Here is a 26250-nt window from a genome sequence, read left to right on the forward strand (position 1 = left end):
CCTTTATGATGAGTATATCTAAATGAAAGGAATGAGGTAGATGAAACCACTAAATGGAAAGATTGCACTTGTAACCGGGGGCAGCAGAGGCGCTGGCCGAGGTATTGCATTGGAATTAGGAAAAGCTGGAGCAACAGTTTATATTACTGGACGCAGCACAGGGGGAAATTCAACAAACAATTGGCCGGGAACAATTGATGATACAGTTTCTCAAATTGAGGCTTCCGGTGGAAAAGGAATAGCAATTCGCTGTGATCACACGAACGATTTGGAGACTGAATTGGCTATTGGACAAATTCGCGAGGAACAAGGAAAATTAGATATTCTTATTAACAATGTTTGGGGTGCGCATGACCTCGGTGTTGACGCAAAACCCTTTTGGGAGTTGCCATTGAGAAATTGGGACACAATGTTTACTGCTGGTGTGCGAGCCCAACTTGCTACAAACCACTTTGCAATTCCTTTACTTCGTGAAACTAAACAGGCACTCATTGTTCATACGACTTTTTGGGATAAAGGAAAGTACACGGGACAGTTCTATTATGATTTGGCCAAAAATGCATTAACCCGCATGGCTTATGGCTTATCAATCGAAGTAAAACAAGACAATATTGCCGTTGTCGCTGTTTCACCTGGATTCATGAGAACAGAGCTTGTTCTAAAATACCATCATGCGGATGAGAATAACTGGCAGCAATCTGAAGAATTAAAGCGTACGGAAACCCCTTTTTATGTTGGGCGTGGCATAAAAGAATTGGCATGTGACCCAGACGTGATGAAGAAAAGCGGACAAGTATTTAGGGTTGGTGATTTGGCAAAGGAATACCAGTTTACTGATATAGACGGTCAATATATTCCGCCGTTTACAATATGATGGTGTTTTGAGCAGCACCTAAACTGCCATTTTTTTATACCTGGAAAAATGGCAGTTTGGATTTGTAAAAGAAGTTGCATGTCTCCCTACTCATACCATGCTTTTTTAGGCCTGTCCTTGGGATAACCCACTTTTTCGCGGTATTCTTTTCTTTCTTTTGTAAAATCAAACCATTGTCTAGCAGAACCCGGCGCATTAGCATAATGAACTATACAGCGAATCTGATCTTCTACACAGCTATCTGTCCAAACACCTAAACTCTGCTCCAGTTTATCAAATAATTCGGCACCATTCTTATCTTTAAGCTCATCCAGTTCATAAAAATTTAAACGATATACAAGCTTTTCAGCCAACTTACTACCAATAGATGGAACTAATTGGAATTCAGCTAGACCTTTTAAAACTTTTGCTCTTTCATCTGAAATATTTAATAGTCGGATTAATTGCTCAGTATCTAAAGTATGTACTTCACCTATTTTTATTTTAGCTTTTCTCAGTTTTGCTTTTTCGTCTGCCGTTAACGGTAATGTTGGATTGGGAATAGTAAGCACACTCCTTTAACGATTCTCAAAAGACTTAATTAGCTTTTTCGGTGCTTTCGTCTTCCATGACTGTTCAACTATCTGTCCCAGCTGTTTTGCCGGGACTTTTGCAAGCTCGAATCGGATGCCAATAAGGTACTTCTTATTCCGCCAGACCTCCTTGAAAATTTCGGGATCATCATGAACCACCCTATTGATAGTTTCACGATCGAGTCGTAACATTACATGACTTTGGTCTTTATCAATGCTTACGAACCCTTTTCCAGAAACATCGTAGGACCGCATATGAAAATGTGTTCCTTCTGATGTATCAGGATATGAAAGTACGATTGAATGAAGCTGTTCAAGGGTTGCCATTCTTAGTCCTCCTTAAAAAATTCCTGTAGAATTGGTGCAAGAACTTCCGGATCGACATCATGTGTTTGTTCTTTCACGGTATAGCGCCTGGCGGAAGGCATAGACTCGTTAAGTGAATCCGCTGCTTCATGCATAAACAATGGGCTGCTGCCGCCATCAAGCACGAGAGCAGGAATCGCAACAGCTTTTGCATCATCAATAGGGACTGTTCCATCACCCATAATTGCATCATCATATGCTAAGGTTGGTGCTAATGCCTCCGATTGTGACCACATTGGAGACTGACGCATGCCAACAATCACTTTTTCAGGTATGCCAACATTCTTCATGAATAGTTCCACAGCATCACCATTTCGACCCGCAGAAAGTAATTCGTTGAGCGAGTTTGTGTAAGACTCAGAAGCCACGCGAGCGTCTTCACCAAACGTAAATGGAGGTTCATACAATGCAAGTTTTTGAATTTTGCTTCCAAGAGCGCCGGCTGCTTTAAGTGCCAAAACCGCTCCTGATGAAATGCCATACACAAATGCAGTATCACCTGCTTCTCCTATAAGTGCTTCCAAATCCTCTATCTCACGCTTGATTTTATATGGTTGTGTGTCACTGCTCTCCCCGCGTCCACGGCGGTCATACGTATATACGGTAAACCACTTGGACAGCAGTGACGCAAGTGGTCGCATTGGGCCTGAAGCGCGATAGCACATTGCCCCGTCTACAAGTATAACGGGCAGTCCAGTACCGATTTTTTCATAAACAATTCGTGTTCCATCTTTAGAGATTACCTTATTCATATTTGTCTCCTTTTTTACTTATTTTCAAAAATCTACAATGTGTTTAATTATTCTTACCACTGATGCTACAGGACAATTTCAGGTAGAATCTTATCCGTTTCAAGCAAGCTTTTCAAATTGCTTAGTATAGCTGGCCATCCATTGTTAATTCCATAAAATCCTTCGCTTTCTCCCTGAAAAGCATTCGTTGAAAGATATTCGTGTTTGAGTGTCAGTTTCACAGTTGATCCCATCGGCTTTAGTTCGAAAGTGACCCTTGGCGTTTGTTCATAATCTGTTTGGTCATCCACGCATTGCATCGTATAAGAAAGCACACTGTACGGTTTACTTTTCAATACCTTTCCATGATCCGTTGTTTTCCCGTTCTTATCCAAAAAAATAACACTTGAGTCTTCTTTCCAATCGGATTTAACTTCTCTTCCAAACCAATATTTTTCCGTGAACTCTCCGCTTGTCAATGCCACCCAAAGTTTTTCCTGCGTTGTTGCAATGTAGGTTTCATAGGCAAATGTTGAATTATTCATGGTTACCCTCCTCTAAATTATTTTTTAATTCTTGTAATGCTTCAATACGCTGATGTTCATACTTTCTGATCCAGCGGTTATAAATCTCACCAAGTGGTGCAGCGTTCAGATAGTGCAGTTTGTTTCTCCCTTGCCACTCAATCACAACAAGATTTGCCTTCTCCAAAATCAAAAGGTGTTTCGTTACCGATTGACGGGTCATATCTAAAAACTCACACAGATCATTTAGTGTTTGTCCGTTTTTATTAAAAAGATGATCCAATAATTTTCTGCGACTGGAATCAGCTAGAGCTTTAAAAACTTTATCCATATTATCTTTATTTTCCATAGTCACATTATATGCAACCATTTAGGTGCATGTCAAGAGTGAATGTTAATCCTTAAATTCTATGGATGGGATAAAGGATTGCGAAATTTCTCTGTATGAAAAATCATTTAAAATAAGGCCCTACCTGTCGGTGATTACTGACAGGTAGGGCCTGAGCATCCATTTTACATCGTTACCTTTTACCTTTAAGTTAACCTTCATCACTATTAATTTTCCATTTGAAGTCCTCTAATGTATCTTCAGGGTAAACACCTTTTCTCGGAATTTTATACATATTCATACCCGGCTTAGCATCCTTATACTCAATAGTAAACGCCATTTCAATACCTAATTGCTTAATTGCATCAATCGTTTCTTCATCATATTCTCCATAAGGATATGCAAAAGAGAGATTTAAATTATCCAAATGAACCAAACTTTTATGAACATCGTCAATTATTTCCTTCTTTTGCTTGGCTATTAAAAATGCTGTTCCTTTTTCATTCTTTTTATGGAAATTGTTTGAGTGACTTTGAAACTCAAACACATCACAGCTTTCTCTTATTTCTGATGCACTTAGGTATTGAAAAGCTGCTGGATCATATATTTGTGTTTTTGGAGCCAATAAGCCAGTTATTATAAAGTTTAAAGCACGAAAATTATATTTCTTTAAGATAGGATAAACTTCAGTAAAATTATCTTGGAACCCGTCATCAAAGGTTAAAAGGACACTTTTCTCAGGTACAGCTATTTTCCCCTGCATAAACAGTTGGAATTCCCTTCCTGTGAGAGTTTCGTAGTTTTTTTCTTTTAACCAATTCATTTGCTTTTCAAATTGAGATTTGCGGATAATGGTTGACTTCAACAAATCTTTATCATTCAAAAGCTCATCCCCGATATCTGCGTCATCTATAACCCGGTGATACATCAAGACAGTAACCTTCTTGGCCCCATCACCTTTACTTACATTAAAATCTCTAACTTTTTTTGTCCACTCTTGGCAGGACTTAATTTGTAAACTTTTATCTCTTGGAGTTGATTCAGATGATAGTGCATCCACAAAATTATCGGAGAAAACAGAAACAATAATTGTACAAAGAATTATTAAAGAACTGGTAAAAAGAATATTAATAAATAATCTCATCGTTTGCCCCCTACATAGCTTGATCCTTTTGTACAGTCAATTGTTCATTGTACAGTTGAGAACTTGCACCAATTCTTTTTGAAACAGTCCATTTTTCCTTATTCTTCAAATACAAAATCATTCCCGAAATAATAAATACAACCCCCAAAAACCGGTAAGAAACCATTTCTATCGGAATAAACAGTGCAATTTTTAAATAATTTGAAATAGAATACTTTAAACCAAACCGGCTGCTAACAATAAAGGTTGCAATACTCTGGTAGATGGATAATAGGATTATTACTGTATACAAAGAGACTGCAATAATAAAATGATTGCTATTGATTAAAAGCATCACTGGAATGAATAGTACTGTAACTGCATTTAAAGTGCTTAGCATAAGGTATTCAACCAAAAAGAAAAATGAAAGCCTTAATCCAAGCGTTTTGAAAAAAGTAGACTTATAGTACATTGCACAATCAAAAAAACCTTTATTCCACCTGGTTCGCTGATTGTACAAATCCTTATATGTTTCTGGGCATTCCGTATAACACTGTGCCTGGGGTATAAATACTAACTTGCTCTTTTTGTAAGCTCTATTTGTTTTAATTAATTGATGAATTTTAAGTGTAATATCCATATCCTCTCCAACAGTATTTCTATATCCACCCACTTGAAATAAGACCTCTTTTCTGAAAGCTCCAAAGGCTCCAGATATGACGATAACTGATTTAAATTTCGTTTGGATTAACTTATGTAAATAGAAATCAGTCAGATATTGTAAAATTTGATAGCGAATTATTCCCGGCTTTTTAAATGTTGTTTTCGGTTCCACACGGTTCCCTTGAAAACCCTGTATTATTTGAACCATACCACCAGCTGCAACCACTTTATAGTCTTGAAAAGAAGCATTAATTGCCTGTAGAGATTTATGCTCAAGAATACTATCTGCATCTAATGTAACTACAATTTCCTTTGCACTATATTCGATACCTGCGTTCAGTGCATCCGCCTTACCGCCATTGATTTTATTTATAAGAAAAAATTTTGGAAAAAGTTTAGATCGATAGACTTCAATAACCCGTTGATGTGGTATTTTAATAGCTGGCAGTTTTCTATGGGTTGGCTCAAATTGCAGATGATCAATGAGTAGATTTAATGTCTTATCGGTTGAGCCATCATTTACAATGATAGCTTCGAAGTTACTGTAATTTAAATTCTTAATTCCTATTAAACAATTTAAGATAATTTTTTCTTCATTGTAGGCGGGAATTATAATGGAAATTCCCTTTTCTTTTTCAGCACTTTTAATATTATTTTCATTTTTAACTGTAAATAAGGGGAAGAAAATATATAACAGTTGCAATGTAACATAAACGGCAAATATTACTAGAGTTATAATTAACATTATCCAACACCTCCATTCTGTTTATAAACTCTGATATAATCAACCAGATAATATTGCGGAAATGATGTTGTTTTATCTGGATTACCTGGCCAAACACCGCCAATTGCTGTATTTACGTATAAATACATTTCTTCGTGCGGGATATATTGTTCGGTATGAAATCTTTCGATGCCATCAACAAACCATGTAATGCTGTCTTCTGTCCATTCGATACCAAAAGTATGGAAATCATCAGAATAATCGTCTCCAATATAGGATTTAGATACACTGTTTAACTGATGATTTTCATCTAGCCAATGTAATACCATCCATGTTTCCTCTGGCCTATGCCCCAGCATTTCCATAATGTCTATTTCCGGAAGATATGTAGTTTCTTTATCCGTTAACATCCAAAATGCAGGAAAGATACCTTGACCCCTAGGTAACTTTGCACGCATTTCCACCTTTCCATACAGCAAACTAAATTTGTCTTTTGAATGAATTGCCCCCGAGGTGTATTCTCTGTCTCCATGCTTTTCTTTTAAACTAACCAATTTAAGCTTCCCATCCTTGAGCATCACATTTTTGGGTGTATAATATTCAAGCTCTTTATTTTTCTCTGCTGCCCAATCTTCTATGTTCCACTTGCTTCGATGAAGTTGAGTACCATCAAATTCATCTTGCCAGACTAATTTCCATTGCTTTTTTTTGGGATTATAATAGGACTCATTTGGAAGATTTAATGTTTGTTTGAATGTAGATGCTTCTCTTTTCTCGCTCATCGTAACCTTGGAACTCAGTTTCTTAGAATCAGCAGAAGAAATAAATCCCATATCAGATCTTTGTAACAAATAAAAGGAAGAAATTGATACTGTAATTAAAAGAATCACTCCATACCATTTCATTATTCTCACTTCCTTGATACAAGTGTCTAAATACTTGTTGTTCTTAAAATAGAACGTTAATGTATTATATAGCGAATTTAGCAAGAATGAAAAGGCTCATATTCGTGCGCAATAACTCAAAAAAGAGCAAAATCGTTCGTTATTGAGGTATTATGTTGATTTGCTTACATTTTCTTGTCATATCTCTGTTTTTTATAAAGAACGAAAAAACACGTAAGAGACATTTGGAATGCCTTCTTACGTGTTTTTAAACTGTAAATTACAATTGGAGTCTCCTTCTCTTATTCAACCCAATTCCAGCAGTACGTGCCATTACTTTCTTTGAACCAGTCCAAACCCAACACCTGTAGGATCTACTAAGTATGCCAAGAAAAATTCTTCAAACTCCATTTTTTCCCGTACCACCATTGCGCCATTGTCCTTTGCTTTAGAAATGGAATTGTCAATGGAATCAACCTCAATTTGTATCCGTGTCCCGTGTGGATAATCGTTAGGACCTTTACTTATTCCACCATTGATTCCGGTTCTCTCCTTACTATTTTCTGTAGAAACCGGCCAATAATCCCAATTTGCTTCAGATATTTCCCACCCGAATACCTCGGAGTAAAATTTTGCTGCTTTTTCCGGCTCCTGGCTGCTTAATTCAAATCCAACAACTTTCCCCATTAAATATCCCGCCTTTACAAAATATCTTCCATACTGTAATTCTATGTTTTCTTGAAAACCCCTTTTTTGAAAAAAGATTGCTGGCAATTCCTTGTCATAAATACCATGTTAAAACATACAAATGAACTAAACCTATTTTGTCTGGGGGAGTGTGTAATGGAGGCTTCACTTGCGATAACGGAGGAAGAATTACAGAGATATTTTGAATTGAACAAGCTCAAGAAAGAAATTGAAGAGGAAATCAAGAAGTTTAAAACAAAATTTCATAACCATTTTGATGATTTGATTGGGAAAGAACAAAAGGGTGAAATACAGCGAGGAAACTATAAACTTCAGCGGCAAATACGTACTTCAGTTAATTATGAGGATAATAGTACGGTGGAAAAGTTGGAGGAATTAAACCTAGGTGATTTTATAATCGTGGCAAAACGTCCTGATGCCGATAAGCTAAAAGCTGCGTTTAAATTAGGGTTAGTTGAAGAAAGTATTTTTGAGGAATGTAAAAAGGAAAAGCTGACACAAGCAATCGTGGTGAAAGAAACAATTTAATAGGGTGCCTGTTCCCTTGGGACAGGCACCCTATTATGCTGATACCTCATACCTGCTTCAAAGCTTCCGCAACAGGAGTTTCACCTGAAATAAGATCAAATGCACGATTATACGTATTTTCCTCATCCAATGCCGCTACAACCGTGCGAGCTACATCTTCTCTCGGAATAGACCCTCTATCAAGCTTTTCAGCGGCAGATACCTTCCCATTACCTGCTTCGTTCAGTAATCCGCCTGGTCGAACAATTGTATAATTTAAGCTGCTTGCCTGGAGCATTTTATCTGCATAGTGCTTTGCAACATAATATGGTCTTATTTTATCATTCCAATTCTCTCTATTGTTGGACTGTAGTGCACTGACCAGGACATAGCGCTTCACTCCGGATTTTTCCGCAGCTTCCATTGACTTCACTGCACCATCAAGATCAACCAGCAATGTTTTATCCGGACCGGTACTGCCACCTGATCCAGCAGTGAAAATGACAGCATCGCATCCATTAACGGCTTCCGCGATTTCATTAACGCTTCCTTCAAGGTTAGCTAGTACCGCTTCAACACCCTTCGTTTCTAATGCGTCTGCTTGCTCCTGTTTCCGCACCATTGCTCTTACCGTATGCTCACTATCTTTTAATAAATCAACAACGTGTTTTCCGATTTGCCCATTGGCTCCTATTAAAAGAACATTCACAAAGCATTTCTCCTTTTTATTGAAATTTATGTGATTCTTTACATTATTTCAAAGCCAGAAGACATTATCAAATGAACTGCTTTATATTGATTTGACCGCTTATAATGCCAACGGATCGTATTTGGGTGATATCCGCTCGTATTTTCCCCAAATTGGATCGTATTTGACTTTTTCGGATCGTATTTTCGCCAAATTGGATCGTATTTCCCGTAAATCGGATCGTATTGTAATTTACTTCCAAACAAACCAGCGTATTAATGACCCGCTTCAACGTCATCAACATGATTTACGTGCTTATGGTTCGACCAAATGAACACTACAGAAAGGAATACAAACACAGCACCGACTATAAATGGAATGCTTGGATTGTAGATCTCTGCCAGTTTACCCGCTGTGAATGGTGCAATGGCTCCGCCGATAAACCTAAGGAAGCTATATGCCGCCGATGCTGTTGATCGTTCCACATTCGTTGCATTCATTACTGCAGTAGTAATTAATGTATTGTTGTTACCTAGTAGTGCACCAGCGACAATAACACCTGAAATGACTAACCATTGTGTTGATGTCCAGATACCCATCGCTAGTAATACAAGTGCAAACAGGGTCAGCATCATAGCCATTGATGCGATGGTTCCAAATCGTTGTTGAAGCTTTGGTGCCATGAATACAGAAGTCACTGCAAGCAGGATTCCCCATCCAAGGAATACAAAGCCTAATCCATGCTCATCCAGCCCCAATACGAAGGGTGCATATGCTAATAGAGTAAAGAACCCAAAATTATACAATGCCGCCGCGATCCCAAATACTAATAGGGAACGGTGCTTCAATGCACGGAATGGGTCTAGCAATGATGTTTTTGAATTAGCATTTTTCTCCTTCTTAGCTTGTTTTGGCATTAATATTGAAAGTCCAATAAATGCGATTACCATTAATGTGGAAACACCGAGAAATGGCCCCCTCCAGGACATAGCGCCTAACCATCCGCCGAGCAGTGGTCCGACAGAAATTCCGAGACCGATTGCTGCCTCGTACAATATAATTGCCTTTGCGTTACCACTTGTTGAAAGTGTTACGATAGCGGTTAAAGCAGTCGCTACAAATAGTGCATTACCTAAACCCCAGCCTCCACGTAACCCAACAAGGGTCCAGATGTCGTTGGAAAATCCGCCTAGTCCTGCAAATAAGGCAATAACTACAATTCCACTAAGCAATGTGCCTTTAAGACCGATTCTGGATGAAATCGTACCAGTGATCAGCATTGCAATAGCCATGACCGCATTATAGCTAGTAAAAAGAAGCGTTACTTCACTCGGAGATGCGTCGAGCTGGCTTGCGATTGCTGGCAGGATCGGATCCACTAGGCCTAACCCCATGAAAGCGATGATACTTGCAAAGAACACCGCCCATACAGACTTAGGCTGCTTAAGAATGCTTACCTCTTCCTGAATCGCGTTGCCTGTTATTGTTTTCGCTGTTTGTGACATTAAAATTACTCCATTTCTAATAAAAAATAATTGCACTAAAGAATTGTTTTAAACGTATGCCGGATAACGTCACCACGGCTAATGATTCCAATTAATTTCCCATCGCGTTCAATAGGGAGTTTTTTAATTTGTTTCTTCCCTAAAGTAGCCGCGACATTTTCAATCTCCTCATCCCATGGGGCCGTAATTACTTTTTTCTTGGCAATTTGCAATACACTTAAATCAAGTATTTTTTTAACCCTGTTTTCAAATTCCTCATCGTCACCTTTAATTACATTCACCGTATATAAAGAGTCAACAATTATATCTTTATGCCTGCCAATGTATCGCATAATATCGCCGTCACTCACATAGGCAACGACTTCATTTCTGTCATTAATCACCGGAACGCCGCTAATGCGGTAATCGATAAATTTCTCAATGACAGAACGGACTGAATCTTTTTCACTAACTTTATAGACATTTTTGATCATCATATCCACTGCTTGCACTTTGTTTTGCCTCCTTTTAACAGATCTAATTTTTCATCACTAATAAATGATTGTATCATACAACTATTGATTGTATAGTGCAAGTAAATTTCAACAATTGAACAGGAAAACACTTGCGGCATGCTATCGTTAAGATATAGGATAAGAGTGAGGTGTAACCATGAATAAAGAATCGCTTGAAACAATTGAAAAGGAAGTCAGTGTCTTTGTAAGGCGTATTGTAATATCCGAAAAAAGGAATTCACGATTGGAACGCTCCGCCTATATTTTGTTACGTCAATTATCAACACATGGTCCTGCTGGGGTGAAAACGTTGGCAGAACAGCTTCACTTGGACATTTCTACAATTAGCAGACAAGCCGCTGCACTCGAAAATAAACAATACGTAGACAAGGTTCCAAATCCACATGACGGCAGAGCCTATTTCTACCGGATCACAGAATTAGGAAACAGAGAATTATATGAAGCCAAACAACGGCGCTATGATAGACTTGCAAACCTATTAAAGGACTGGTCTGAAGAAGAACGAGAAAGCTTCGGCCGTTTGCTTGAGAAATATAATCGGACGGTGAGCGAGGAAAAACTCTAGTTATACAATCTCAATAGCATCAAGACAGGAACTTTCGCCCGCTGCCCGCTTTTAATAAAGCAACCGACCCTTTGATTACATTTCATTTACCCACTTACAACTATATGAAGCAGTAATAGGCATCCTCAAAAAGGAAGATGCCTATTTTTCATTGTCCTTATACAATATTTGTAAACTAACCAAGACTTTTTACTTATAACCACTTAGGTATATTATCGCTATTTTTCACATATTTCGTTTTAAATATTTACAATATTCTAGTATGGATTTATTATCTAATTGTTCCGTATTCTTCTCAGAAGGGGGTAAATTGGCTTAATAGAATAATAGATTTATAGCTATTTCGGAACAAAAATACTTACCATAGGAGGAGTTAGATGAAAAAGGGCAAAGGCATCATTCTTTCAACAACACTGGCACTATCGCTTGGCTTAGGAGCGGTCAACGTAACCGCAGCACCACAGATAAAACCAACTGATTTATCGGCCGCCGTTGCTGCAAATGGTTCATCATTCGATGCAGGGGTTGCTAATGATGAGAAATTAATAGAAATGCTGAAGGAACAAGGCAAAATAGCAAAAGACGCTTCTCCTGCTGAAGCAAAAAAGGTTTTGAAAAAATATTTAAAGGCAAAAGCGAAAAGCGCGGATAAAAGTAACGCGAACGAGGTTGGCAGGTCTCTAGGTAAAGACCTAAAGTCGGATAAAAACTTCAAAAACAATGGACTGAAAAATGGAAACGGCAACAAACTGGGACATGCTAAGAAAAACAGGCCGGATTCTGTTGAGGAAGAAACATATAACGGTGAAGTACGTGAAGACAAAGTATTAGTACTTGCTATCGACTTCCCAGACTATAAGAAAAGCTCGATTACAAAAGAAGAGACTGACATGTGGTATGAGAATTATTCACATGAACATTTTCAAAATATGATTTTTGGTGAAAATGGCTATGAAGGTCCAAATGGTGAGAACCTGATTTCAATGAAACAGTATTATGAAAAACAATCAGGTGGAAGCTACACAGTAGATGGAACTGTCGCAGGCTGGTATACAGCGGATCATCCTGCCGCTTATTACGGTGGTAACGTTCCCGCTCCAGATGGCAATGATGCAGCTGCTGCAGAATTAGTCTATGAAGCATTAAAAAAGGCTGCAAAGGATCCATCTATTGATTTAAGTGAATACGATGTTTGGGATCGCGAGGATTATGACGGTGATGGTGTATATGCTGAACCAGACGGAATCATTGATCACTTAATGGTTATTCATGCAGGTGTTGGTGAAGAAGCCGGCGGTGGATCACTTGGCGGAGATGCTATATGGTCACATCGTTCATCATTAGGTCTAGTCGCAGTTCCTGGTGCTTCATCTGACAGCGACCGTTTCGGTGGTCAATTAGGGGCAGATGACTACACTATTGAGCCAGAAGACGGAGCTGCAGGGGTATTTGCACATGAATATGGACATGACTTAGGTCTGCCAGATGAATATGACACAATTTACAGTGGCGGCGGAGAAGCTGTTGCATATTGGTCATTAATGGCAAGCGGCAGCTGGGCTGGGGATGTTCCTGGCACTGAACCACCAGGAATAAGCCCATACTCCAGACAAATGCTGCAATCATTGCATGGCGGCAACTGGTTAAGTGGTACGACATTAAATGAAGATGAGATTACAAATGCTGGTACTACTGTGCTTCTTGATGAAGGAGTAACAAAAGGAACAAACAATGATGCTGTAAGGGTTAACCTACCTGATAAATTAAATAAAATAAATACTCCAAAAGCAGGAGAATTTGAATATTACGGTGGCAGAGGCGATGAAGTTGATCATAAAATGGTCACTACCATTGATTTAACAGGCACTTCTAATGCTACACTCGACTTTGATGCATGGTATGAGATTGAGGAAGAGTGGGATTATGCAATGGTTCAAGTATCAACTGATGGCGGCGAAACTTGGACATCCCTTTCCAGTGACCGTACAAGCTCAGAATTAGCTGCAGGCGGATACCCGGCAATTCAGGAAAACCTCCCTGGATATACGGGCAACAGTAACGGATGGGTTCATGAAACTATTGATATCTCGGAATATACTGGACAAGAAATTCAATTGCAATTCCGTTCTATGACTGACTGGGCAACTAACATGGAAGGGTTTTTCGCTGATAATGTAAAAGTGACAGCAGATGGAAATGAAGTATTCTTCGATGGTGCAGAAGAAGATTCTTCATTTACAATGGACGGATTTGAAAAGCATGATGGTACCTATACTACTGAACAATACTACTTATTAGAGTGGAGATCACATAACGGTGTAGATGCAGGTCTTGCACATATCCGCCGTGGTAATAGCTTAATGAGCTATGATCCGGGCCTTGTTGTTTGGTATGTGGATGAATCCTATAACAATAACTGGACTGGTGTACACCCTGGTGACGGCTTCCTTGGTGTTGTTGATGCAGACCAGCATACAAATTATTGGAGCGATAAAGCAGTTGCAGATACACGTTACCAATTAAACGATGCTGCATTCAGTTTAGATAAATCCAGCAAAATGTTTTTAGATTATCGTGATTTACTTGGTGTTACATTAAAAGATAACTTCACAAAACGTACACCATTATTCGATGACGGTGCTGACTGGAGCAATCCAGGCATTGTAGACGCTGGGCGCAATGTACCGGAATTCGGGTTGAAGTTCCGTGTTACTAGTCAAAGTAATGACGGTACTGTTGGTAAAGTAATGATTTATAAGTAAGCAGCTATTTGGAAACAGGGAAGAAATCAGGTTTGCCTGATTTCTTCCTATTTTTGATATATCGCCCTATTAAAATAAATGAAATCAAAACACTTAACCTAATTATTTATTTTTGTTACAAATCCTAAAAGCAAATAAATAATTCCAACTCCTAAGATGAATAATTCACTAATAAATCCAATTCCGCCAAAAGAAATAATGAATACCACTGCAAAACCAATTTCAACTGTGAAGCAAAATCCAATATATACCTTTTTCCATGTACTATGATTAAGTTTGAACGCCCCAATAGCAGTTATCAGCCCAATAAGCATAAGTACCAGAATGATTATCGCCGTCACTTGATACGTTGTGGAATAATCAACCGTGCCAAACGCTGTCGACAAGCCCATCCCTACCAATGCTAAAAATCCAACTCCAATTGCCACGGCAAATAATAATGTCCCTGCAATAACACCGATTATTTTCGTATACGTATATGCTTCCATATTATTATAGATTTTGCGTATCTTTCTTTATTTCATGCATAAAGCTTTCGGAATATACTCTTTCCGATTCACTCATATGTCTGTCCTTTTTCTCAAGATCGATCTTTTTTCCTCTTATTTTTGCGATTACATCAACAATAATACCAATTAACAGCAATCCGCCAAACAAAATTAAAATAATTGCCCATAAAGGCATAGAATAACCTCCTCAAAAAATCTAACTTACTATAGCTACGGATTAACCAATATAAAAGATTCATTATTCAAATAATTATACCACATTGATTAAAAGTCCGTTTTTAACAAAAACTAATTGGAAATAAGAATGGAGGTAATTACTATGAAGGAAAATGACAAACATACAAAAGATACATTCACAGTTGCAGGAACAAACATTGATGCAGTGAAAAGGGCAAAATGAACGATCTGGCATGTCTTACAATGAGGTTAAGGAATTAATTGCGCGAACATCCGGCGGCCACGGAACAAGAATCTTCAGCGACACAAATATGGAAGAGGTAAGAAGTAAAAACCAAAATTCGGTCAGCAAGTAAAAAATCATCACGAATAAAGTGAACGACAATGAGGTTTTACTGATAAATCTCCTTTAGTTTCCACAAATATTATCTTTGTAAAATGTCAAGATAATAGTAAGGGGAATGTAAGGAGGAAAAAATGGATATTCAGCGTGCACAGGAGATTATGCGTTCACCCGTATTGATTAATGTGAATTATCATGGGATACCAGTATATATCCAGGATGTTAGCCCAGACACAGCAACCATATTTCCGCTTGATGAGATGAATAACGAGCAGCAGGTAGACTTAAACGGTTTGTCTGAAGGAAATCGAAATCAATTTCATTAAATGAATTCGAACCTCCTTTCATAAGGGGGTTTTTTTAATACATAGTTAGAAAAAAGTGGAGGTGTTATCAGTGAATAAGCTCTTTAAACTATTTACGCTCACATTAATGGCTAGTTTAATTCTCCCAGCTGCAGTTTCTGCTGAAAAAGACAATGGCATAAAATCACTCGTTTCTCTTGGCGATTCTATTCCCTATGGCTATAACTTGAGTGAGAATAATAACACCCCTTCAAGATTCTCCTATCCATATTTAATTGGGAACGATGCCAATTTACGGGTAAGAGACCTTGCAGTACCAGGCTGGACAACAGAGGAATTGCTTCATGCATTAAAAGAAGACCAAGAAGTTCGCCAAACGGTAAATCAAGCAGATTACATCACATTAAGCATTGGCAGTAATGACCTTTTACAAGCATTACAAGCAGCCCAAGCAATAAGCGGCGGAGAACCAGGTCTATTTATGCCATTATTGCAAGCTGAGATTCAAAAAAGAAATATTTTCGGTAACATTGCAGATATAATTCTTGAGGTTCGTACGCTTACCGAGGCACCAATCGCTGTCTACAACGTTTATAACCCATTCCAAACGGATAATCCATTACATCGTGTTGGATCGACTATATTGCCAATTGTGAATACAGGTTTTGATCAACTGATGCTCCATTATACAAATGTTGTCATCGCCGATGCGTTTTCTGCCTTTGGTGAGGAGCAAGCGGAGCTCGTAATTCCAGAGGACATTCATCCTACTGTAAAGGGCCAAATCAAACTTGCCGAAATTGGGTTAAATGCATTTAATCTGGATTAACGCAGGGAAAGGCGCCATGCAGCAGGTGCCTTCCCTCCATCAATTTGACTTATTCTGTTCTTTTTTATTTTTCATATATAATGTTAATGGCTGTTCCGCTCCTGTGAAAAGCTTATAGACGGTTGAAGATGTTAAATTATAGCTGTCTTCAATTTTCTCCGCCAGAAAACTTGCCCGCTCAAAAAGTATCGAACGAATATTGTTTATTTGCCTAAACGTTTTCTCCATCAATGCATCCTGATTTTCCAATTGATCCAATACTTGATTCTGAGTTTCATCGTGTTTAGAAAATTGATCTGACATCTGCTTATGAAGCTCAAACAACTCCTCCAATTGAGAATTAATCTGCTGGTTGGTAGTATCAAATTTCCCAAGCTGATCTGCAATATCTTGATTGGACCGGGATACATCATTAATTTGATCGATTACCTCCTGCTTTAATAGGCCTTCCTGCTCCAGCATCTCCTTCATTTTCCCACTATTTTCATCTAGCATTGTTAACCACTCCATCGCACTCTTTTCAAATTTCTCATGCTGATGATTCGTTTCTTTTAACGCCTCAAGCTCACTTTCAATATCCCTCCAATTTCTTGTCTGGATAATTCTTTGCTCGTTAAGACCGAATGTTAGATTACGATGCGATTTCCATAATGAATCATTTACCATCTTCTGTTCTTTTATCAATTCCCGAAAATAATCCAGTTTAAAATAACGCTGATTCGGCTCTGCAATACTGCCTTGATTCATGAAAACGTCCGGGTGCTCATTTTTATTCATATATAGCCCCATTTTGTCACATCCCGTTAAATTGTATTATTGATTTATCTTATGCTTTTTAATTTTACTTGGGACATTTATCGGAATTGGATTGGAAATTGGGCAGGTGACTATGATGATTTGCAGCGAGGCGATGGATTTAGAAAAAACAATAAAAAATAACAGGCACCTGCATAAGGCACCTGATATTTTTTAAGCCATCCATTTCGGCGGTATGTTCTTATCCCAGTAAATTTCACCAATTTCATGATGTTCCTCAAAATCGTCATCGTTCAAATGATAATGAAAATTAAACCAGTATCCTTCTTTCGGCCGATTATCCCGTCTTACATGAAACCTTGCAAGGTCTTCGTTCGTGCGGAGATCATATATGTTAAAAATCTTTTCGCCGAATCCATTGGCGGGAGCCTCTGTGATACCGTAAAAGGGAAGTTCCTCTTCGCCTGCATCTGCTAAAATCGTATTAACAACTTCCTCGATATTAGGTAAAATTTCTGTTGTAAATTCATCGTCCACTTGACTAACAATTCTTGGTCCTAATTTCGTAATCGTCTGCTCTTTTGCCATTTTCGTCATTGTGCCGATATAATCGAATTCCTCTTCAATATTCTCAGGCACTGATTCGGGTTCTTCTTCACCTATATCCAGTGCAGATGTAAGTATATCCCCGGTAGTTTCCTCTTTGGGAGAAACCGCCTCTTTATTATCCTCGGCATTCGTATTTAAATGTATTGGCGGGACATACATCCCTAATGTCATGATGGTAACCAAGACAACGGTCACTTTTCTCATCCAAAGCTTCATGTTAAATTCTCCCCGAATATGATCTTATCTAAATTTTAACATTTCCAGGACAAATGTCTATAATATTTTCAATCTTTAACAAAATGGTAAAAAGTTTTCCACATTTATTCCTAAAACTCCTTATGCTATAATTCTCATGTATAGCTTACAGGGAAGGTTGAAGAAAAGTGAGAAAAATTGCAGGCATTCTCTCCTATGGACTATTTTTATTCGGAATTGCTTCATTCATCGTGATTCTATTTGGCATTAATACATTTTTATTAGCAGGCGTTACGGCATCAGCAATCGGACTTACACTTGCGTTATTTGCTGAAAAGACACTAAAAAAGATTGGTTTGATTGGAAATGGTACTGTACTTTTGATTGCGGTCGCTGTTCCATTTATTGTAACAACGTTCTTCTAGAATAAAGTTTGATAGACTTAATCCTGGTGGCTACTGTTACCCTTTCTTCTTTTCTTAATTACCACCAGCACTGCAATACCTATGACACCTAACAATATAAAAATAGGTAAATTTCCTACAAAAAAGACCAATAAACCGGAAAGGGCCGTGATCAAAAAGTTGATGCTTTTTAAAAACTGTTGTTTGATTTGGTCCCAGGTATTCAAATCGTCCTTACTCATTCCAGAAATGGATACGTTGTTTTCCTGAATTTGAATTGTGACTGTTGCAAGGTCTGTTTTGTTTTGCAAATATTTCATGCGCCCGGTTATTTCTTCAATTTCCTCTTGAACATTCGCCAAGTCCTCGGAAATGGTTAACAGATCTTCTGTTTTCTCAGCCTGTTCCATAAATGATAGCAATCGTTTTTCCACAACCCGTTTAGATTTCAAGCGTGCCTCTAAATCAACAAATTCTTCTGTTACGTCCTGACCGGAGACAGAGCTTTCCAGAACCTTGCTGCTGCCTTTTTCAACCAGTGCTATAAAATCCCGAAACTGATCTTGCGGAATCCGGACTGTTATATGGCCGTTTGTTGAGCCATATTCAGCATCCTCATACATATTCGATTCAACAATATAGCCACCGCGGTCTGTCGCCTGGTTCTGTATAGTATCTAAAGCTTTTTGGTAATCCTTTACTTCAATACTAAGGTTGGCAGTATAAATTATTTTCCGGTCAATGTCAGCAGCTTCATCTACCTTTGTATCCTTTTGTTGAACACTGCCATCATTCTGGCTCGATTCAGCTTGCTCCACTTCTGCTGAAAACTCGGCTTCATCTCCTATGGCATGATCCTCCGTGCTTAATGCTGCCTTATCATTCGATTCACTGCTTTCCGATTGATTGCTGCATGCCGCCAGCAGTACACCTAATCCAAGAATACAAATTAGCAAAAAACACTTTTTCATCTTATGACCCCCAGTTGCGGAACAGATCCACCACCCCGCTTTTTATGTATAGACGCAATTTACAAAAAAAGGTTACACTAAAAGAACAAAAAAGATAAAGAGGATATCCCGGGACAAGGGGTCAGGTGGGACAAGGGGTCAGACCCCTTGTCCCGGGAGACCGCCAGTCTCATAAGGAGGTTATACATGAGATATATTACAATTGCAATCCTATTATTACTATCGCTGCTTAGTGCTTGTACACAAGACAAGGTTAATAAGGACGCTGATGCAATAATTAAGGAAGCTAATTTAACAGAATTCGAAAAATATATGGTGAAAATTGCGGGAACAAACTCCTTCCATTATGACATGGAGATAAAAAGTAAAGATGTGAATAAGCTGCATACTACAATCGATTATTACGAAAACGGCAATTTCAAACGAAAAATTGCGGATTCATACACAGCACTATCGGAAAAGGATTTAAATGAAACGATCAGAACCGTTTTTATTAGACAGCAACCAACGAACAACCAGGAACAGTGGATTTCCACAGTCATGACAAAGGATGGATATTCCAGTTCAGAATCAAAACTTGTTATAACAAAAAGGAAAGAAGCAGAAAGTTCTACCTGGGGCGGGATTAGTGACGAAACACCATTACATATCGGGGAAAAAAGAATCATCGCTTCACTCATAAACAGTGACAAAAATGCTGTTTCTATTACATATAATATGGAAACAGAAGAAGAAATTAAGAAAGCTACTAACTATGAACAAGTGTATTTAATTTCAGTGGAATTACAGTAGGTACAGAGAAATGCAAGGTAGAACACTAGTATGGAGGGAATTTAATTTGGATGCACTTCTTATCTTTATCGGTGATATTTTTGCTGCAATTGCAGGAGCTATACGAAAAAAGATAAAAAGTTAGGGGGGGTTAAAATCGTAAAAATGGCGTCTTTTTTAGGACTAATTGCAGGTATATCAAGTATCCTTCTTTGGCTAATACTAAGTTTTTTTAATCCGTATGCCGATCCAACTAAATTTGAACCGATGATAACCACATTTTTCATGCTGCTCCTTCCAGCATGCTTAGCAATTCATTCTGCTGTAACATCTAAACATATTTTCATGTTAATTGCTTTTTTCTGGTCCTTGCCAATCAGTCTATACATGGTTCTGACACCTAGCATATTTGGGTTGTTTGGAGCTGCCAATGTTCTTTATTTAGTTAGCTTTATTTTAATGCAGGTAAAAATGAAAAAAACATACTGACAGTAATTATCATGCAGGAAGGATAGACTACAAGAACGAGTACTGTTTGATATATTACTTATTTTTTTGTCTCTTTAAATTGAATGTCAATAAGCTTTTCTGTTTTAGTATCAAATGTAATATTGACGTAAACACCAAATTCCTTATTATCTTCCTTTAGCCAGAGCTTAAATTTTTCCACTGAGGATTTTTCCTGAACATCCCTGCCAATATGCATGTAATCAATTATCGCAGCATTTGGATAACTTGCTTTCGTTTCTTTCATGGCAAGCCTTCCCCACTTCGCATATGGCGGAATCTCTTTATCAGCATGTATCTTATTTTCTGATGCATCATTATGGACTGCAACAAGGTTTGAATACCCCAGGAAAATGATCATAGATATAATTGCTATTTTTATTAATTTCATCATTTAACGCCCTTTCTTTTTTCTATTAGGATATACAAATTATCCGTATTTATTAAATGAATAACCCACGGAAAAAATCAACCTCTCCGTGGGTTATTTCAATCACATATTTGTATAAATAGCCAAAGTGACTGGGACAGTGGACCTGACCCCGTGTCCCGCCTAAACTGGGTCATATCCGACTACTGTCCATATTCCGGTGGTGTCCTGTCTAACGATCCGCTTCAGGTAAACTTTTTTAATTGGCGTTTTGTCATTCTTTACTTCTACTATTGCCTCCTTACCAGTATTTTCGATTACATCAAGATCATCAGTGGAAATTGGATAATCACCTGTAATACCCTCCGGAGACATTTTCAGACTAACAAAGACCTGAGTAACAAAAGCCGGGTCTAATTTCCATGGCGAGCTTCCTGCATCAACACTTTTTTGATCATTTTTTTCTTGTGTTAAATCATATGGAACTTCGACTTGTGGAGAAAATTCCTGGCCATCGTTAGCAGGCATTTCAAATCTTTCATTAGTTACACTTTCTGTAATTGCTGCCAGTTTATCTACGGAATCATTACCAACTACGGCAAACTCAAATCCATTTTGCTGCCACCTAATGGAGTTAATATTGGTCTCACCTGCGTAAGAGGTTATGCCTGCAAGTATCCCAGCATATTCTTCAACAGGGGACTGAATCTCAGCAGAATTATGATTAATCCTGCCTAACTTCGCATTTGGAGCGACCTTAAATTTATCATTGGATTTCCCCTGTGAAACCACAATCTGCTTCGTATCCTCACCTTTATAGTAAATCCTCACAAGATCCTTGCTAGGTACAACGGCTATTCTATCCTGAGCATATCCTCCAGGAAGAGCTTCGGGTGTTTTTGGAATGAATCCGACAGCAGCCTGAACTTCACTCCTATCCGTTACAACTTGTTCAGGATTTTGATTGATTTCCTCATAACCCTTAGGGAGCTGATAAGCCATTAACTTTTCAGGAATGGCATCATTAAATTCCATATTCGTGTAGGTTGCTTTGTATTGTATTGCATTGTGCATGGCAGTTTGTTTTTGCAATGGGAGCTTGGTATCATTATCAATCCATATTTTATAGGCTTCCCCTCCTTTAGGTGTCACCTCTAAAATAACTGTATCTCTTCCTGCAATGGTCTCCTTTCCAATTTCCTTAATAGTTAACGCATTCTTTACATTGTTTATTTCATTTCCCAGTTCAAAATGAAACCGATAGCCATCGGGAATGGACGGGAGAACATGCACTTGCTGTTGATCAGGATAAACCTGCCATTTCTTTTCACCATTATTAACCGTGATTGTACCCTTATTCGAACCTTCTAAGCTTTTTGTGTAATAGTTCCCATTTTTATCTGCCCATACTTCTAATTTTGCTTGTGTAGTTGATTTACCATTTACATTGGTTTCCACTATTTCAAGTGTTCCATGATAGGCTTCTACCTCTTCAAATGCATCGGCCATAACGTTAACAACATCAGAATTTTCAAATGGCAGCAGGAAATTGACCATGAAAGCGAGAATAGCAGCAGCACTTGCGATACCAATAAAATACTTCCACTTTCTTTTTTTTCGGGAAGAATTCGTTCGTGCTGATTCCTGGTTCAAAGATGTGGCCAGTTTCTTTTGAAAATCAGGACCTGGCATTGCGGGATCCTTTACACTTTTTACAAGTTTTACAGTTTGATAAAGATCCTTTAACTCATCAGAATCCGTTGTATATTCATCTTCGTTAGGTTGTTTTTCTTTATTTAAACGATCGATAAAATCGGATAATTTCCGTTCATTATTTTCCATCATTTCGTACCTCCAAATCTAATTATTTATTTCTAGGATATCGGCAAGAAGCCTTAGTGCCCGATGCTGCATGACCCGAATGGCAACATCCTTTTTATTCATCAATTTCGCTGTTTCCGCTACGGAGTAACCCTTTAAAATTCGTAATTCAATAACAGTGCGCTGCTCTTTATTAAGCTTATTTAAGGCGCTTTCTATTAAATGGCGCTGGGCACTCGTTTCTGCGGGATCTTCTGCCGCAGTGTCTGTCTGATCGATCAAGTCGATATTGACAGATGTTCCCCTGCGTTTTTTCTTGCGCCATAAATCCCGCATTACATTTAATGCCACCGTTTTTAAAAAACCGATATATTTATTTGGGTTCACCTTTCCGCTTTGTAAATGGGAAATGGCCTTAATATAAGTTTCCTGGGTGATGTCCTCTGCCTCTTCACGATTTTGGACCTTAAAATATATGAATCGATAGATAGACTCCCACGTTGCGTTGCATATTTCTTCAATGGATGGCAGCTGATCATCCTCTAAATTGGACTTTTCGGTATTAGTCATAAGGAATTGCACCTTCTTTCTGACTTTATGTTTGCACTAATATAAACGCCTCTTAGATACAAAACGTTACAACAAATAAAAAAATTGGGACAAAGGGTCAGTCCCCTTGTCCCGCTACACCTATTTTACGCCTGTGCATAAAGTATAATGACATATGTCTAGGAGAGTGATATTTATGTTTCAACAACCGGCAGTCATACAAACACGCACCCATATAGATACTGAACGAAATATCCATATTAATTATCCCGTAGTAACCGGTCTAAACAATTCCCGGGTACAGCAGTCTATTAATCATGCAATAATAGAGGATTTGAATCAATTGCTAAAAGAGTGGAATTATCATGACCCATCACTAGTGGAAATGCAGAGCTGGTTTGAGGTGAAAACAAATCAGCGAGGTGTCTTAAGCTTAGCGCTTTACGTCTATTCTTATACTGGTGGTGCTCATGGTATGACAGTAATTCACACACTTACTTTTGATATAACTACAGGAAAAAACTATACATTAAATGAGCTCTTTAAGCCTGATTCCAATTACGAAAATGTATTGCTGGATATGATTAAGGCACAAGTAAAAGAAAGGGATATTCCTGTTATTAATGAACCCATAACGTTCCCCGGCAATGAAAATTTCTATATCGCTGACAAATGCTTAGTACTATATTATCAGCTATACGATTTGGCCCCATATTATTATGGAATCACCTATTTTCCAATAAGTATATATGCTATTCAGAACATTATCGATGAGGAGGGTCCACTTGGAAAGATGATGGGTTCCTTTTAGACGCCGGGACAGGGGGTCAGGTCCACTGTCCCGCTGAATTAATCAGGAAGCGTGGACCTATCCTTTGTCTACGCGTCCTGGTGCCTGTGGTGGTTCCTCCAGCCAGCCGTGATCAATCATCAGGTTTGCTCCATCCTCAGTGTAGAGCGTAACCTCTGCCAATAATAGTGCATATTTAACTCCTATATCTTTTCTCGGACTTGCACCCATTGCTGTCCCATATTTCGCAATTGCCGCGGCAGATATAGCTGTAACCAGAAACATCATCAGCTTATCCGAAAATGGTGCAGTCTTAGAATCTGTAACGGAAGCATCCCATGGCATGGGTGCGGAAAGATCGTCCTTTAAAATTATTGTAGACAACAATTTCAAATGCTTATTAGCCGTGTTTTTTCCACGTATCAGATATTGCCTTACTTTTTTATTCTCAGCTACCTGGGCAAATGCCAGCATCATTTCCTTTCCAACGATACTCGTTTCAATATTCACGAATAAATGAGCTATTTCAATCGTAGTCAGCGGGCGCTGCTGCCCCATTACAGTTCCTAAAAAGCGCTGATTCGTCACAAACTCGACTTCATCTGGCTTCGGAATATATGGAGGACGAATATAAATTCCTTTTTCCAGCAATACATGCTTAACAGTCTCTTGTAATTGCACCGCATTCATGAGTACTTTTTCATGGAAATTTACGATGTCCGATCGTGTGCTAAGTCCAATAGCTAACGTACTTGCGGTCATCTGGGCAATGGTTAAATACTTTAAATAGTACAGAATAAATATATCGGAGAACAAACGAGGTGCATCTATATTTACATCTTCCTCATTAAACCCAACAGGTATCGGAAATTTCTCTTCCTTAAATAATGCGGATAGAAATGAAAGGTTTTCTGTCGCCAAATGCAAACCCTTTTCCACAGCAGATCGTATAGCCTTATCCTCTAAGTTCCTTAAAAGATATGGCAATACACAACTAGTGGCGCTGCTTTTCATGTATTCTCCCCATAATCCCGCCATTTCCGCTGATGTTAAGTGTGTTTTATGTTTTTCCATCTAATCATCACCCCTTTGCTAACTGATTTCGATTAGGTGATTGTGGTGGTTTTTCTATCCAGCCATGATCAATCATAATGTTCCCCCCATCTTCCGCATAAAGTGAGATTTCCATTAGCAGCCGCGAATATTTTAAACCAATGTCTTTTCTTGGACTTGCTGCAATCGCTGAACCGTAATTGCCAACTCCAGCAGCAGCCATGGCTGATACATGAAACATGATTAACTTATCAGAGAAAGTTCGATCAGTTGATTCCGTAGCGGTTGTATCCCATGTCATCGCTGCTGGAATATCATTGTCCAATAAAACATTCCTAAAAATACTAATCTGTTTATTGGCAATTTGCTTTCCCCGTATAAGATAATTTTTCACTTCTTTTCGTTTAGCTACCTGGGAGAATCCTATCATCAATTCCCGGCCGATTAAATTTGTCTCAATATTAAAAAACAAGTGAGAAATTTCAATCGTGGTTAATGGCCTTTTTCCACCTGCAACACTTCCCAAAAACGATTGTTTTGTGACAAAATCAACATCGGCGGGAGCTGGTATATATGGTGGCCGAATGTACAACCCTTTTTCTAATAACACTTCTTTAATAGCCTTTTGCAGGTGAACAGATTCAGATAGTACTTTTTTATGAAATGCTACACTATCCGATCTTGATGCAAGTCCAATTGCAAGACTGCTTGCACTCATGCCAAGAACAGACATAAACTTTAAATATTGAAGGTAAAATATATCGGTAAACAATGGCCGCGCATCCGAATCAACATCCTTTTCGGTGAAGCCTATTGGAATCGGAAACGTTTCCTGTTCAAAAAGTCCTTTCAGATACTCGATATGCTCCATTGCAGATGTCAATGCCAGTTCAAGAACAGTCTGCGTTTGATCGTCCTTCACTTTTTTCAGGAAATACGTTAAAACGCAAACTGCAGCAGTATCATTTATATATTGTCCCCAAATCCCGGCCATTTCCGCCGAGGTTAATCGTGTTTCATGATTATTCATCTAATCACCCCAATGACACCAATGATTAAACATACTTAATTACGCTTATTTTAGCTTTAAAAAAACTTTCTATTCATCATATATGCGCAAAAATAGGACACGAGGTCTTGGGACAGAGGGTCAGACCCCCTGTCCCGCCCAAAAACGTGACAAAGGGTCTGACCCACTAGCGTTGCACAGCTTACAGAAACTGTAAATTAGTAATTTGTATATGTAGACAAA

At 38.4% G+C, this 26250-nt stretch carries 34 protein-coding genes; 11 read left to right on the forward strand and 23 right to left on the reverse strand.

Going from position 1 to position 26250, the window contains the following annotated elements; all coding sequences use genetic code 11:
* Positions 1-40 precede the first annotated feature (40 nt).
* The gene (locus tag IEV74_RS07890; protein WP_188454818.1) at positions 41-874 is read left to right on the forward strand and encodes an SDR family NAD(P)-dependent oxidoreductase; all 834 of its coding nucleotides are present in this window, start codon (positions 41-43) and stop codon (positions 872-874) included.
* An 86-nt stretch (positions 875-960) separates the two neighbouring features.
* On the opposite strand, the gene IEV74_RS07895 is transcribed toward IEV74_RS07890, so the two are convergent.
* The 9 genes from IEV74_RS07895 to IEV74_RS07935 form a co-directional block, all read right to left on the reverse strand.
* Positions 961-1425: a helix-hairpin-helix domain-containing protein gene (locus IEV74_RS07895; RefSeq protein ID WP_188454819.1), complete on the reverse strand. Its 465-nt coding sequence runs from the start codon at positions 1423-1425 to the stop codon at positions 961-963.
* A gap of 6 nt (positions 1426-1431) precedes the next feature.
* Entirely contained in the window at positions 1432-1773 is a 342-nt protein-coding gene (locus IEV74_RS07900; RefSeq protein WP_188454820.1) for an MmcQ/YjbR family DNA-binding protein, read from the reverse strand.
* A 2-nt stretch (positions 1774-1775) separates the two neighbouring features.
* The gene (locus tag IEV74_RS07905; RefSeq protein ID WP_188454821.1) at positions 1776-2564 is read right to left on the reverse strand and encodes an alpha/beta fold hydrolase; all 789 of its coding nucleotides are present in this window, start codon (positions 2562-2564) and stop codon (positions 1776-1778) included.
* 65 nt (positions 2565-2629) lie between these two features.
* Entirely contained in the window at positions 2630-3088 is a 459-nt protein-coding gene (locus IEV74_RS07910; RefSeq protein WP_188454822.1) for an SRPBCC family protein, read from the reverse strand.
* Entirely contained in the window at positions 3081-3416 is a 336-nt protein-coding gene (locus IEV74_RS07915) for an ArsR/SmtB family transcription factor (protein ID WP_229683094.1), read from the reverse strand. The genes IEV74_RS07910 and IEV74_RS07915 overlap by 8 nt, the downstream gene beginning before the upstream one ends.
* 190 nt (positions 3417-3606) lie before the next feature.
* Positions 3607-4539: a polysaccharide deacetylase family protein gene (locus IEV74_RS07920; protein ID WP_188454823.1), complete on the reverse strand. Its 933-nt coding sequence runs from the start codon at positions 4537-4539 to the stop codon at positions 3607-3609.
* 10 nt (positions 4540-4549) lie between these two features.
* Positions 4550-5926, reverse strand: coding sequence for a glycosyltransferase family 2 protein (locus tag IEV74_RS07925; protein ID WP_188454824.1), 1377 nt, complete (start codon positions 5924-5926; stop codon positions 4550-4552).
* The gene (locus IEV74_RS07930; RefSeq protein WP_506016882.1) at positions 5926-6819 is read right to left on the reverse strand and encodes a glycoside hydrolase family 16 protein; all 894 of its coding nucleotides are present in this window, start codon (positions 6817-6819) and stop codon (positions 5926-5928) included. The genes IEV74_RS07925 and IEV74_RS07930 overlap by 1 nt, the downstream gene beginning before the upstream one ends.
* Positions 6820-7122: 303 nt before the next feature.
* On the reverse strand, positions 7123-7476 hold the full coding sequence (locus IEV74_RS07935; protein WP_188454826.1) for a VOC family protein: 354 nt from the start codon (positions 7474-7476) through the stop codon (positions 7123-7125).
* Between the two features lie 156 nt (positions 7477-7632).
* Between IEV74_RS07935 and IEV74_RS07940 the strand changes: the two genes are divergently transcribed.
* Positions 7633-8025, forward strand: coding sequence for a hypothetical protein (locus tag IEV74_RS07940; protein ID WP_188454827.1), 393 nt, complete (start codon positions 7633-7635; stop codon positions 8023-8025).
* A 46-nt stretch (positions 8026-8071) separates the two neighbouring features.
* On the opposite strand, the gene IEV74_RS07945 is transcribed toward IEV74_RS07940, so the two are convergent.
* From IEV74_RS07945 to IEV74_RS07960, 4 genes are read right to left on the reverse strand one after another with little or no spacing between them, the layout of a single operon-like run.
* Complete coding sequence (locus IEV74_RS07945) at positions 8072-8713, reverse strand: SDR family oxidoreductase (protein WP_188454828.1); 642 nt, start codon at positions 8711-8713, stop codon at positions 8072-8074.
* A 38-nt stretch (positions 8714-8751) separates the two neighbouring features.
* Entirely contained in the window at positions 8752-8958 is a 207-nt protein-coding gene (locus IEV74_RS07950) for a hypothetical protein (protein WP_188454829.1), read from the reverse strand.
* Positions 8959-8967: 9 nt separating this feature from the next.
* Positions 8968-10197 carry an MFS transporter gene (locus tag IEV74_RS07955; protein ID WP_188454830.1) on the reverse strand — a complete coding sequence of 410 codons (1230 nt, stop codon included), beginning with the start codon at positions 10195-10197 and terminating at the stop codon, positions 8968-8970.
* A 35-nt stretch (positions 10198-10232) separates the two neighbouring features.
* The gene (locus IEV74_RS07960) at positions 10233-10688 is read right to left on the reverse strand and encodes a CBS domain-containing protein (protein WP_188454831.1); all 456 of its coding nucleotides are present in this window, start codon (positions 10686-10688) and stop codon (positions 10233-10235) included.
* 160 nt (positions 10689-10848) lie between these two features.
* On the opposite strand from IEV74_RS07960, the gene IEV74_RS07965 reads away from it, so the two are divergent.
* Together IEV74_RS07965 and IEV74_RS07970 are read left to right on the forward strand one after the other, a co-directional pair.
* Positions 10849-11277 carry a MarR family winged helix-turn-helix transcriptional regulator gene (locus IEV74_RS07965; RefSeq protein WP_188454832.1) on the forward strand — a complete coding sequence of 143 codons (429 nt, stop codon included), beginning with the start codon at positions 10849-10851 and terminating at the stop codon, positions 11275-11277.
* A gap of 377 nt (positions 11278-11654) precedes the next feature.
* Positions 11655-14039, forward strand: coding sequence for an immune inhibitor A domain-containing protein (locus IEV74_RS07970; protein ID WP_188454833.1), 2385 nt, complete (start codon positions 11655-11657; stop codon positions 14037-14039).
* Between the two features lie 98 nt (positions 14040-14137).
* On the opposite strand, the gene IEV74_RS07975 is transcribed toward IEV74_RS07970, so the two are convergent.
* Both IEV74_RS07975 and IEV74_RS07980 read right to left on the reverse strand, forming a co-directional pair.
* Positions 14138-14527: a hypothetical protein gene (locus IEV74_RS07975; protein ID WP_188454834.1), complete on the reverse strand. Its 390-nt coding sequence runs from the start codon at positions 14525-14527 to the stop codon at positions 14138-14140.
* Between the two features lie 4 nt (positions 14528-14531).
* Entirely contained in the window at positions 14532-14723 is a 192-nt protein-coding gene (locus IEV74_RS07980) for a hypothetical protein (RefSeq protein ID WP_188454835.1), read from the reverse strand.
* Between the two features lie 235 nt (positions 14724-14958).
* Here IEV74_RS07980 and IEV74_RS19910 point away from each other — a divergent pair, with 235 nt between their 5' ends.
* The 3 genes from IEV74_RS19910 (at position 14959) to IEV74_RS07995 (ending at position 16202) form a co-directional block, all read left to right on the forward strand.
* Positions 14959-15081, forward strand: coding sequence for a hypothetical protein (locus tag IEV74_RS19910; protein WP_308418983.1), 123 nt, complete (start codon positions 14959-14961; stop codon positions 15079-15081).
* Positions 15082-15202: 121 nt separating this feature from the next.
* The gene (locus IEV74_RS07990; protein ID WP_188454836.1) at positions 15203-15394 is read left to right on the forward strand and encodes an H-type small acid-soluble spore protein; all 192 of its coding nucleotides are present in this window, start codon (positions 15203-15205) and stop codon (positions 15392-15394) included.
* Between the two features lie 70 nt (positions 15395-15464).
* Complete coding sequence (locus IEV74_RS07995; protein WP_229683095.1) at positions 15465-16202, forward strand: SGNH/GDSL hydrolase family protein; 738 nt, start codon at positions 15465-15467, stop codon at positions 16200-16202.
* A 39-nt stretch (positions 16203-16241) separates the two neighbouring features.
* On the opposite strand, the gene IEV74_RS08000 is transcribed toward IEV74_RS07995, so the two are convergent.
* Positions 16242-16979, reverse strand: a complete 738-nt coding sequence (locus tag IEV74_RS08000; protein WP_188454837.1) for a hypothetical protein — start codon at positions 16977-16979, stop codon at positions 16242-16244.
* 192 nt (positions 16980-17171) lie between these two features.
* The gene (locus IEV74_RS08005; RefSeq protein WP_188454838.1) at positions 17172-17783 is read right to left on the reverse strand and encodes a YpjP family protein; all 612 of its coding nucleotides are present in this window, start codon (positions 17781-17783) and stop codon (positions 17172-17174) included.
* Between the two features lie 167 nt (positions 17784-17950).
* Here IEV74_RS08005 and IEV74_RS08010 point away from each other — a divergent pair, with 167 nt between their 5' ends.
* A complete protein-coding gene (locus IEV74_RS08010; RefSeq protein ID WP_188454839.1) occupies positions 17951-18187 on the forward strand; it encodes a hypothetical protein in 237 nt (78 codons plus the stop codon).
* A 17-nt stretch (positions 18188-18204) separates the two neighbouring features.
* On the opposite strand, the gene IEV74_RS08015 is transcribed toward IEV74_RS08010, so the two are convergent.
* Entirely contained in the window at positions 18205-19137 is a 933-nt protein-coding gene (locus IEV74_RS08015; RefSeq protein WP_188454840.1) for a DUF4349 domain-containing protein, read from the reverse strand.
* A gap of 186 nt (positions 19138-19323) precedes the next feature.
* On the opposite strand from IEV74_RS08015, the gene IEV74_RS08020 reads away from it, so the two are divergent.
* Positions 19324-19929, forward strand: coding sequence for a YgaN family protein (locus tag IEV74_RS08020; protein ID WP_188454841.1), 606 nt, complete (start codon positions 19324-19326; stop codon positions 19927-19929).
* 144 nt (positions 19930-20073) lie between these two features.
* Entirely contained in the window at positions 20074-20397 is a 324-nt protein-coding gene (locus IEV74_RS08025) for a hypothetical protein (RefSeq protein ID WP_188454842.1), read from the forward strand.
* A 58-nt stretch (positions 20398-20455) separates the two neighbouring features.
* On the opposite strand, the gene IEV74_RS08030 is transcribed toward IEV74_RS08025, so the two are convergent.
* The 3 genes from IEV74_RS08030 to IEV74_RS08040 form a co-directional block, all read right to left on the reverse strand.
* Positions 20456-20806, reverse strand: coding sequence for a YqzG/YhdC family protein (locus IEV74_RS08030; RefSeq protein WP_188454843.1), 351 nt, complete (start codon positions 20804-20806; stop codon positions 20456-20458).
* A gap of 162 nt (positions 20807-20968) precedes the next feature.
* Positions 20969-22630 (reverse strand): LolA family protein, encoded by a 1662-nt coding sequence (locus IEV74_RS08035; RefSeq protein WP_229683096.1) that lies wholly within the window; start codon positions 22628-22630, stop codon positions 20969-20971.
* A 15-nt stretch (positions 22631-22645) separates the two neighbouring features.
* A complete protein-coding gene (locus tag IEV74_RS08040) occupies positions 22646-23176 on the reverse strand; it encodes an RNA polymerase sigma factor (RefSeq protein WP_188454844.1) in 531 nt (176 codons plus the stop codon).
* Between the two features lie 175 nt (positions 23177-23351).
* Here IEV74_RS08040 and IEV74_RS08045 point away from each other — a divergent pair, with 175 nt between their 5' ends.
* A complete protein-coding gene (locus tag IEV74_RS08045) occupies positions 23352-23966 on the forward strand; it encodes a DUF3298 and DUF4163 domain-containing protein (RefSeq protein WP_188454845.1) in 615 nt (204 codons plus the stop codon).
* Positions 23967-24023: 57 nt separating this feature from the next.
* Here the strand turns inward: IEV74_RS08045 and IEV74_RS08050 are convergent, their stop codons facing one another.
* Positions 24024-25019 carry a DUF3231 family protein gene (locus tag IEV74_RS08050; protein ID WP_188454846.1) on the reverse strand — a complete coding sequence of 332 codons (996 nt, stop codon included), beginning with the start codon at positions 25017-25019 and terminating at the stop codon, positions 24024-24026.
* Between the two features lie 7 nt (positions 25020-25026).
* Positions 25027-26028, reverse strand: a complete 1002-nt coding sequence (locus IEV74_RS08055; RefSeq protein ID WP_188454847.1) for a DUF3231 family protein — start codon at positions 26026-26028, stop codon at positions 25027-25029.
* Positions 26029-26250: the final 222 nt, after the last annotated feature.

This window comes from Virgibacillus oceani, assembly GCF_014638995.1.
Taxonomy (GTDB): domain Bacteria; phylum Bacillota; class Bacilli; order Bacillales; family Amphibacillaceae; genus Virgibacillus_E; species Virgibacillus_E oceani.

Coding starts and splice junctions, on each gene's coding strand:
- IEV74_RS07890 (WP_188454818.1), top strand. CDS start 41: ATGAAACCACTAAATGGAAAGATTGCACTTGTAACCGGGGGCAGCAGA.
- IEV74_RS07900 (WP_188454820.1), bottom strand. CDS start 1,773: ATGGCAACCCTTGAACAGCTTCATTCAATCGTACTTTCATATCCTGAT.
- IEV74_RS07905 (WP_188454821.1), bottom strand. CDS start 2,564: ATGAATAAGGTAATCTCTAAAGATGGAACACGAATTGTTTATGAAAAA.
- IEV74_RS07910 (WP_188454822.1), bottom strand. CDS start 3,088: ATGAATAATTCAACATTTGCCTATGAAACCTACATTGCAACAACGCAG.
- IEV74_RS07915 (WP_229683094.1), bottom strand. CDS start 3,416: ATGGAAAATAAAGATAATATGGATAAAGTTTTTAAAGCTCTAGCTGAT.
- IEV74_RS07920 (WP_188454823.1), bottom strand. CDS start 4,539: ATGAGATTATTTATTAATATTCTTTTTACCAGTTCTTTAATAATTCTT.
- IEV74_RS07925 (WP_188454824.1), bottom strand. CDS start 5,926: ATGTTAATTATAACTCTAGTAATATTTGCCGTTTATGTTACATTGCAA.
- IEV74_RS07935 (WP_188454826.1), bottom strand. CDS start 7,476: ATGGGGAAAGTTGTTGGATTTGAATTAAGCAGCCAGGAGCCGGAAAAA.
- IEV74_RS07940 (WP_188454827.1), top strand. CDS start 7,633: ATGGAGGCTTCACTTGCGATAACGGAGGAAGAATTACAGAGATATTTT.
- IEV74_RS07955 (WP_188454830.1), bottom strand. CDS start 10,197: ATGTCACAAACAGCGAAAACAATAACAGGCAACGCGATTCAGGAAGAG.
- IEV74_RS07965 (WP_188454832.1), top strand. CDS start 10,849: ATGAATAAAGAATCGCTTGAAACAATTGAAAAGGAAGTCAGTGTCTTT.
- IEV74_RS07970 (WP_188454833.1), top strand. CDS start 11,655: ATGAAAAAGGGCAAAGGCATCATTCTTTCAACAACACTGGCACTATCG.
- IEV74_RS07975 (WP_188454834.1), bottom strand. CDS start 14,527: ATGGAAGCATATACGTATACGAAAATAATCGGTGTTATTGCAGGGACA.
- IEV74_RS07980 (WP_188454835.1), bottom strand. CDS start 14,723: ATGCCTTTATGGGCAATTATTTTAATTTTGTTTGGCGGATTGCTGTTA.
- IEV74_RS19910 (WP_308418983.1), top strand. CDS start 14,959: ATGTCTTACAATGAGGTTAAGGAATTAATTGCGCGAACATCCGGCGGC.
- IEV74_RS07990 (WP_188454836.1), top strand. CDS start 15,203: ATGGATATTCAGCGTGCACAGGAGATTATGCGTTCACCCGTATTGATT.
- IEV74_RS08000 (WP_188454837.1), bottom strand. CDS start 16,979: ATGAATAAAAATGAGCACCCGGACGTTTTCATGAATCAAGGCAGTATT.
- IEV74_RS08005 (WP_188454838.1), bottom strand. CDS start 17,783: ATGAAGCTTTGGATGAGAAAAGTGACCGTTGTCTTGGTTACCATCATG.
- IEV74_RS08015 (WP_188454840.1), bottom strand. CDS start 19,137: ATGAAAAAGTGTTTTTTGCTAATTTGTATTCTTGGATTAGGTGTACTG.
- IEV74_RS08020 (WP_188454841.1), top strand. CDS start 19,324: ATGAGATATATTACAATTGCAATCCTATTATTACTATCGCTGCTTAGT.
- IEV74_RS08025 (WP_188454842.1), top strand. CDS start 20,074: ATGGCGTCTTTTTTAGGACTAATTGCAGGTATATCAAGTATCCTTCTT.
- IEV74_RS08030 (WP_188454843.1), bottom strand. CDS start 20,806: ATGAAATTAATAAAAATAGCAATTATATCTATGATCATTTTCCTGGGG.
- IEV74_RS08035 (WP_229683096.1), bottom strand. CDS start 22,630: ATGATGGAAAATAATGAACGGAAATTATCCGATTTTATCGATCGTTTA.
- IEV74_RS08040 (WP_188454844.1), bottom strand. CDS start 23,176: ATGACTAATACCGAAAAGTCCAATTTAGAGGATGATCAGCTGCCATCC.
- IEV74_RS08045 (WP_188454845.1), top strand. CDS start 23,352: ATGTTTCAACAACCGGCAGTCATACAAACACGCACCCATATAGATACT.
- IEV74_RS08050 (WP_188454846.1), bottom strand. CDS start 25,019: ATGGAAAAACATAAAACACACTTAACATCAGCGGAAATGGCGGGATTA.
- IEV74_RS08055 (WP_188454847.1), bottom strand. CDS start 26,028: ATGAATAATCATGAAACACGATTAACCTCGGCGGAAATGGCCGGGATT.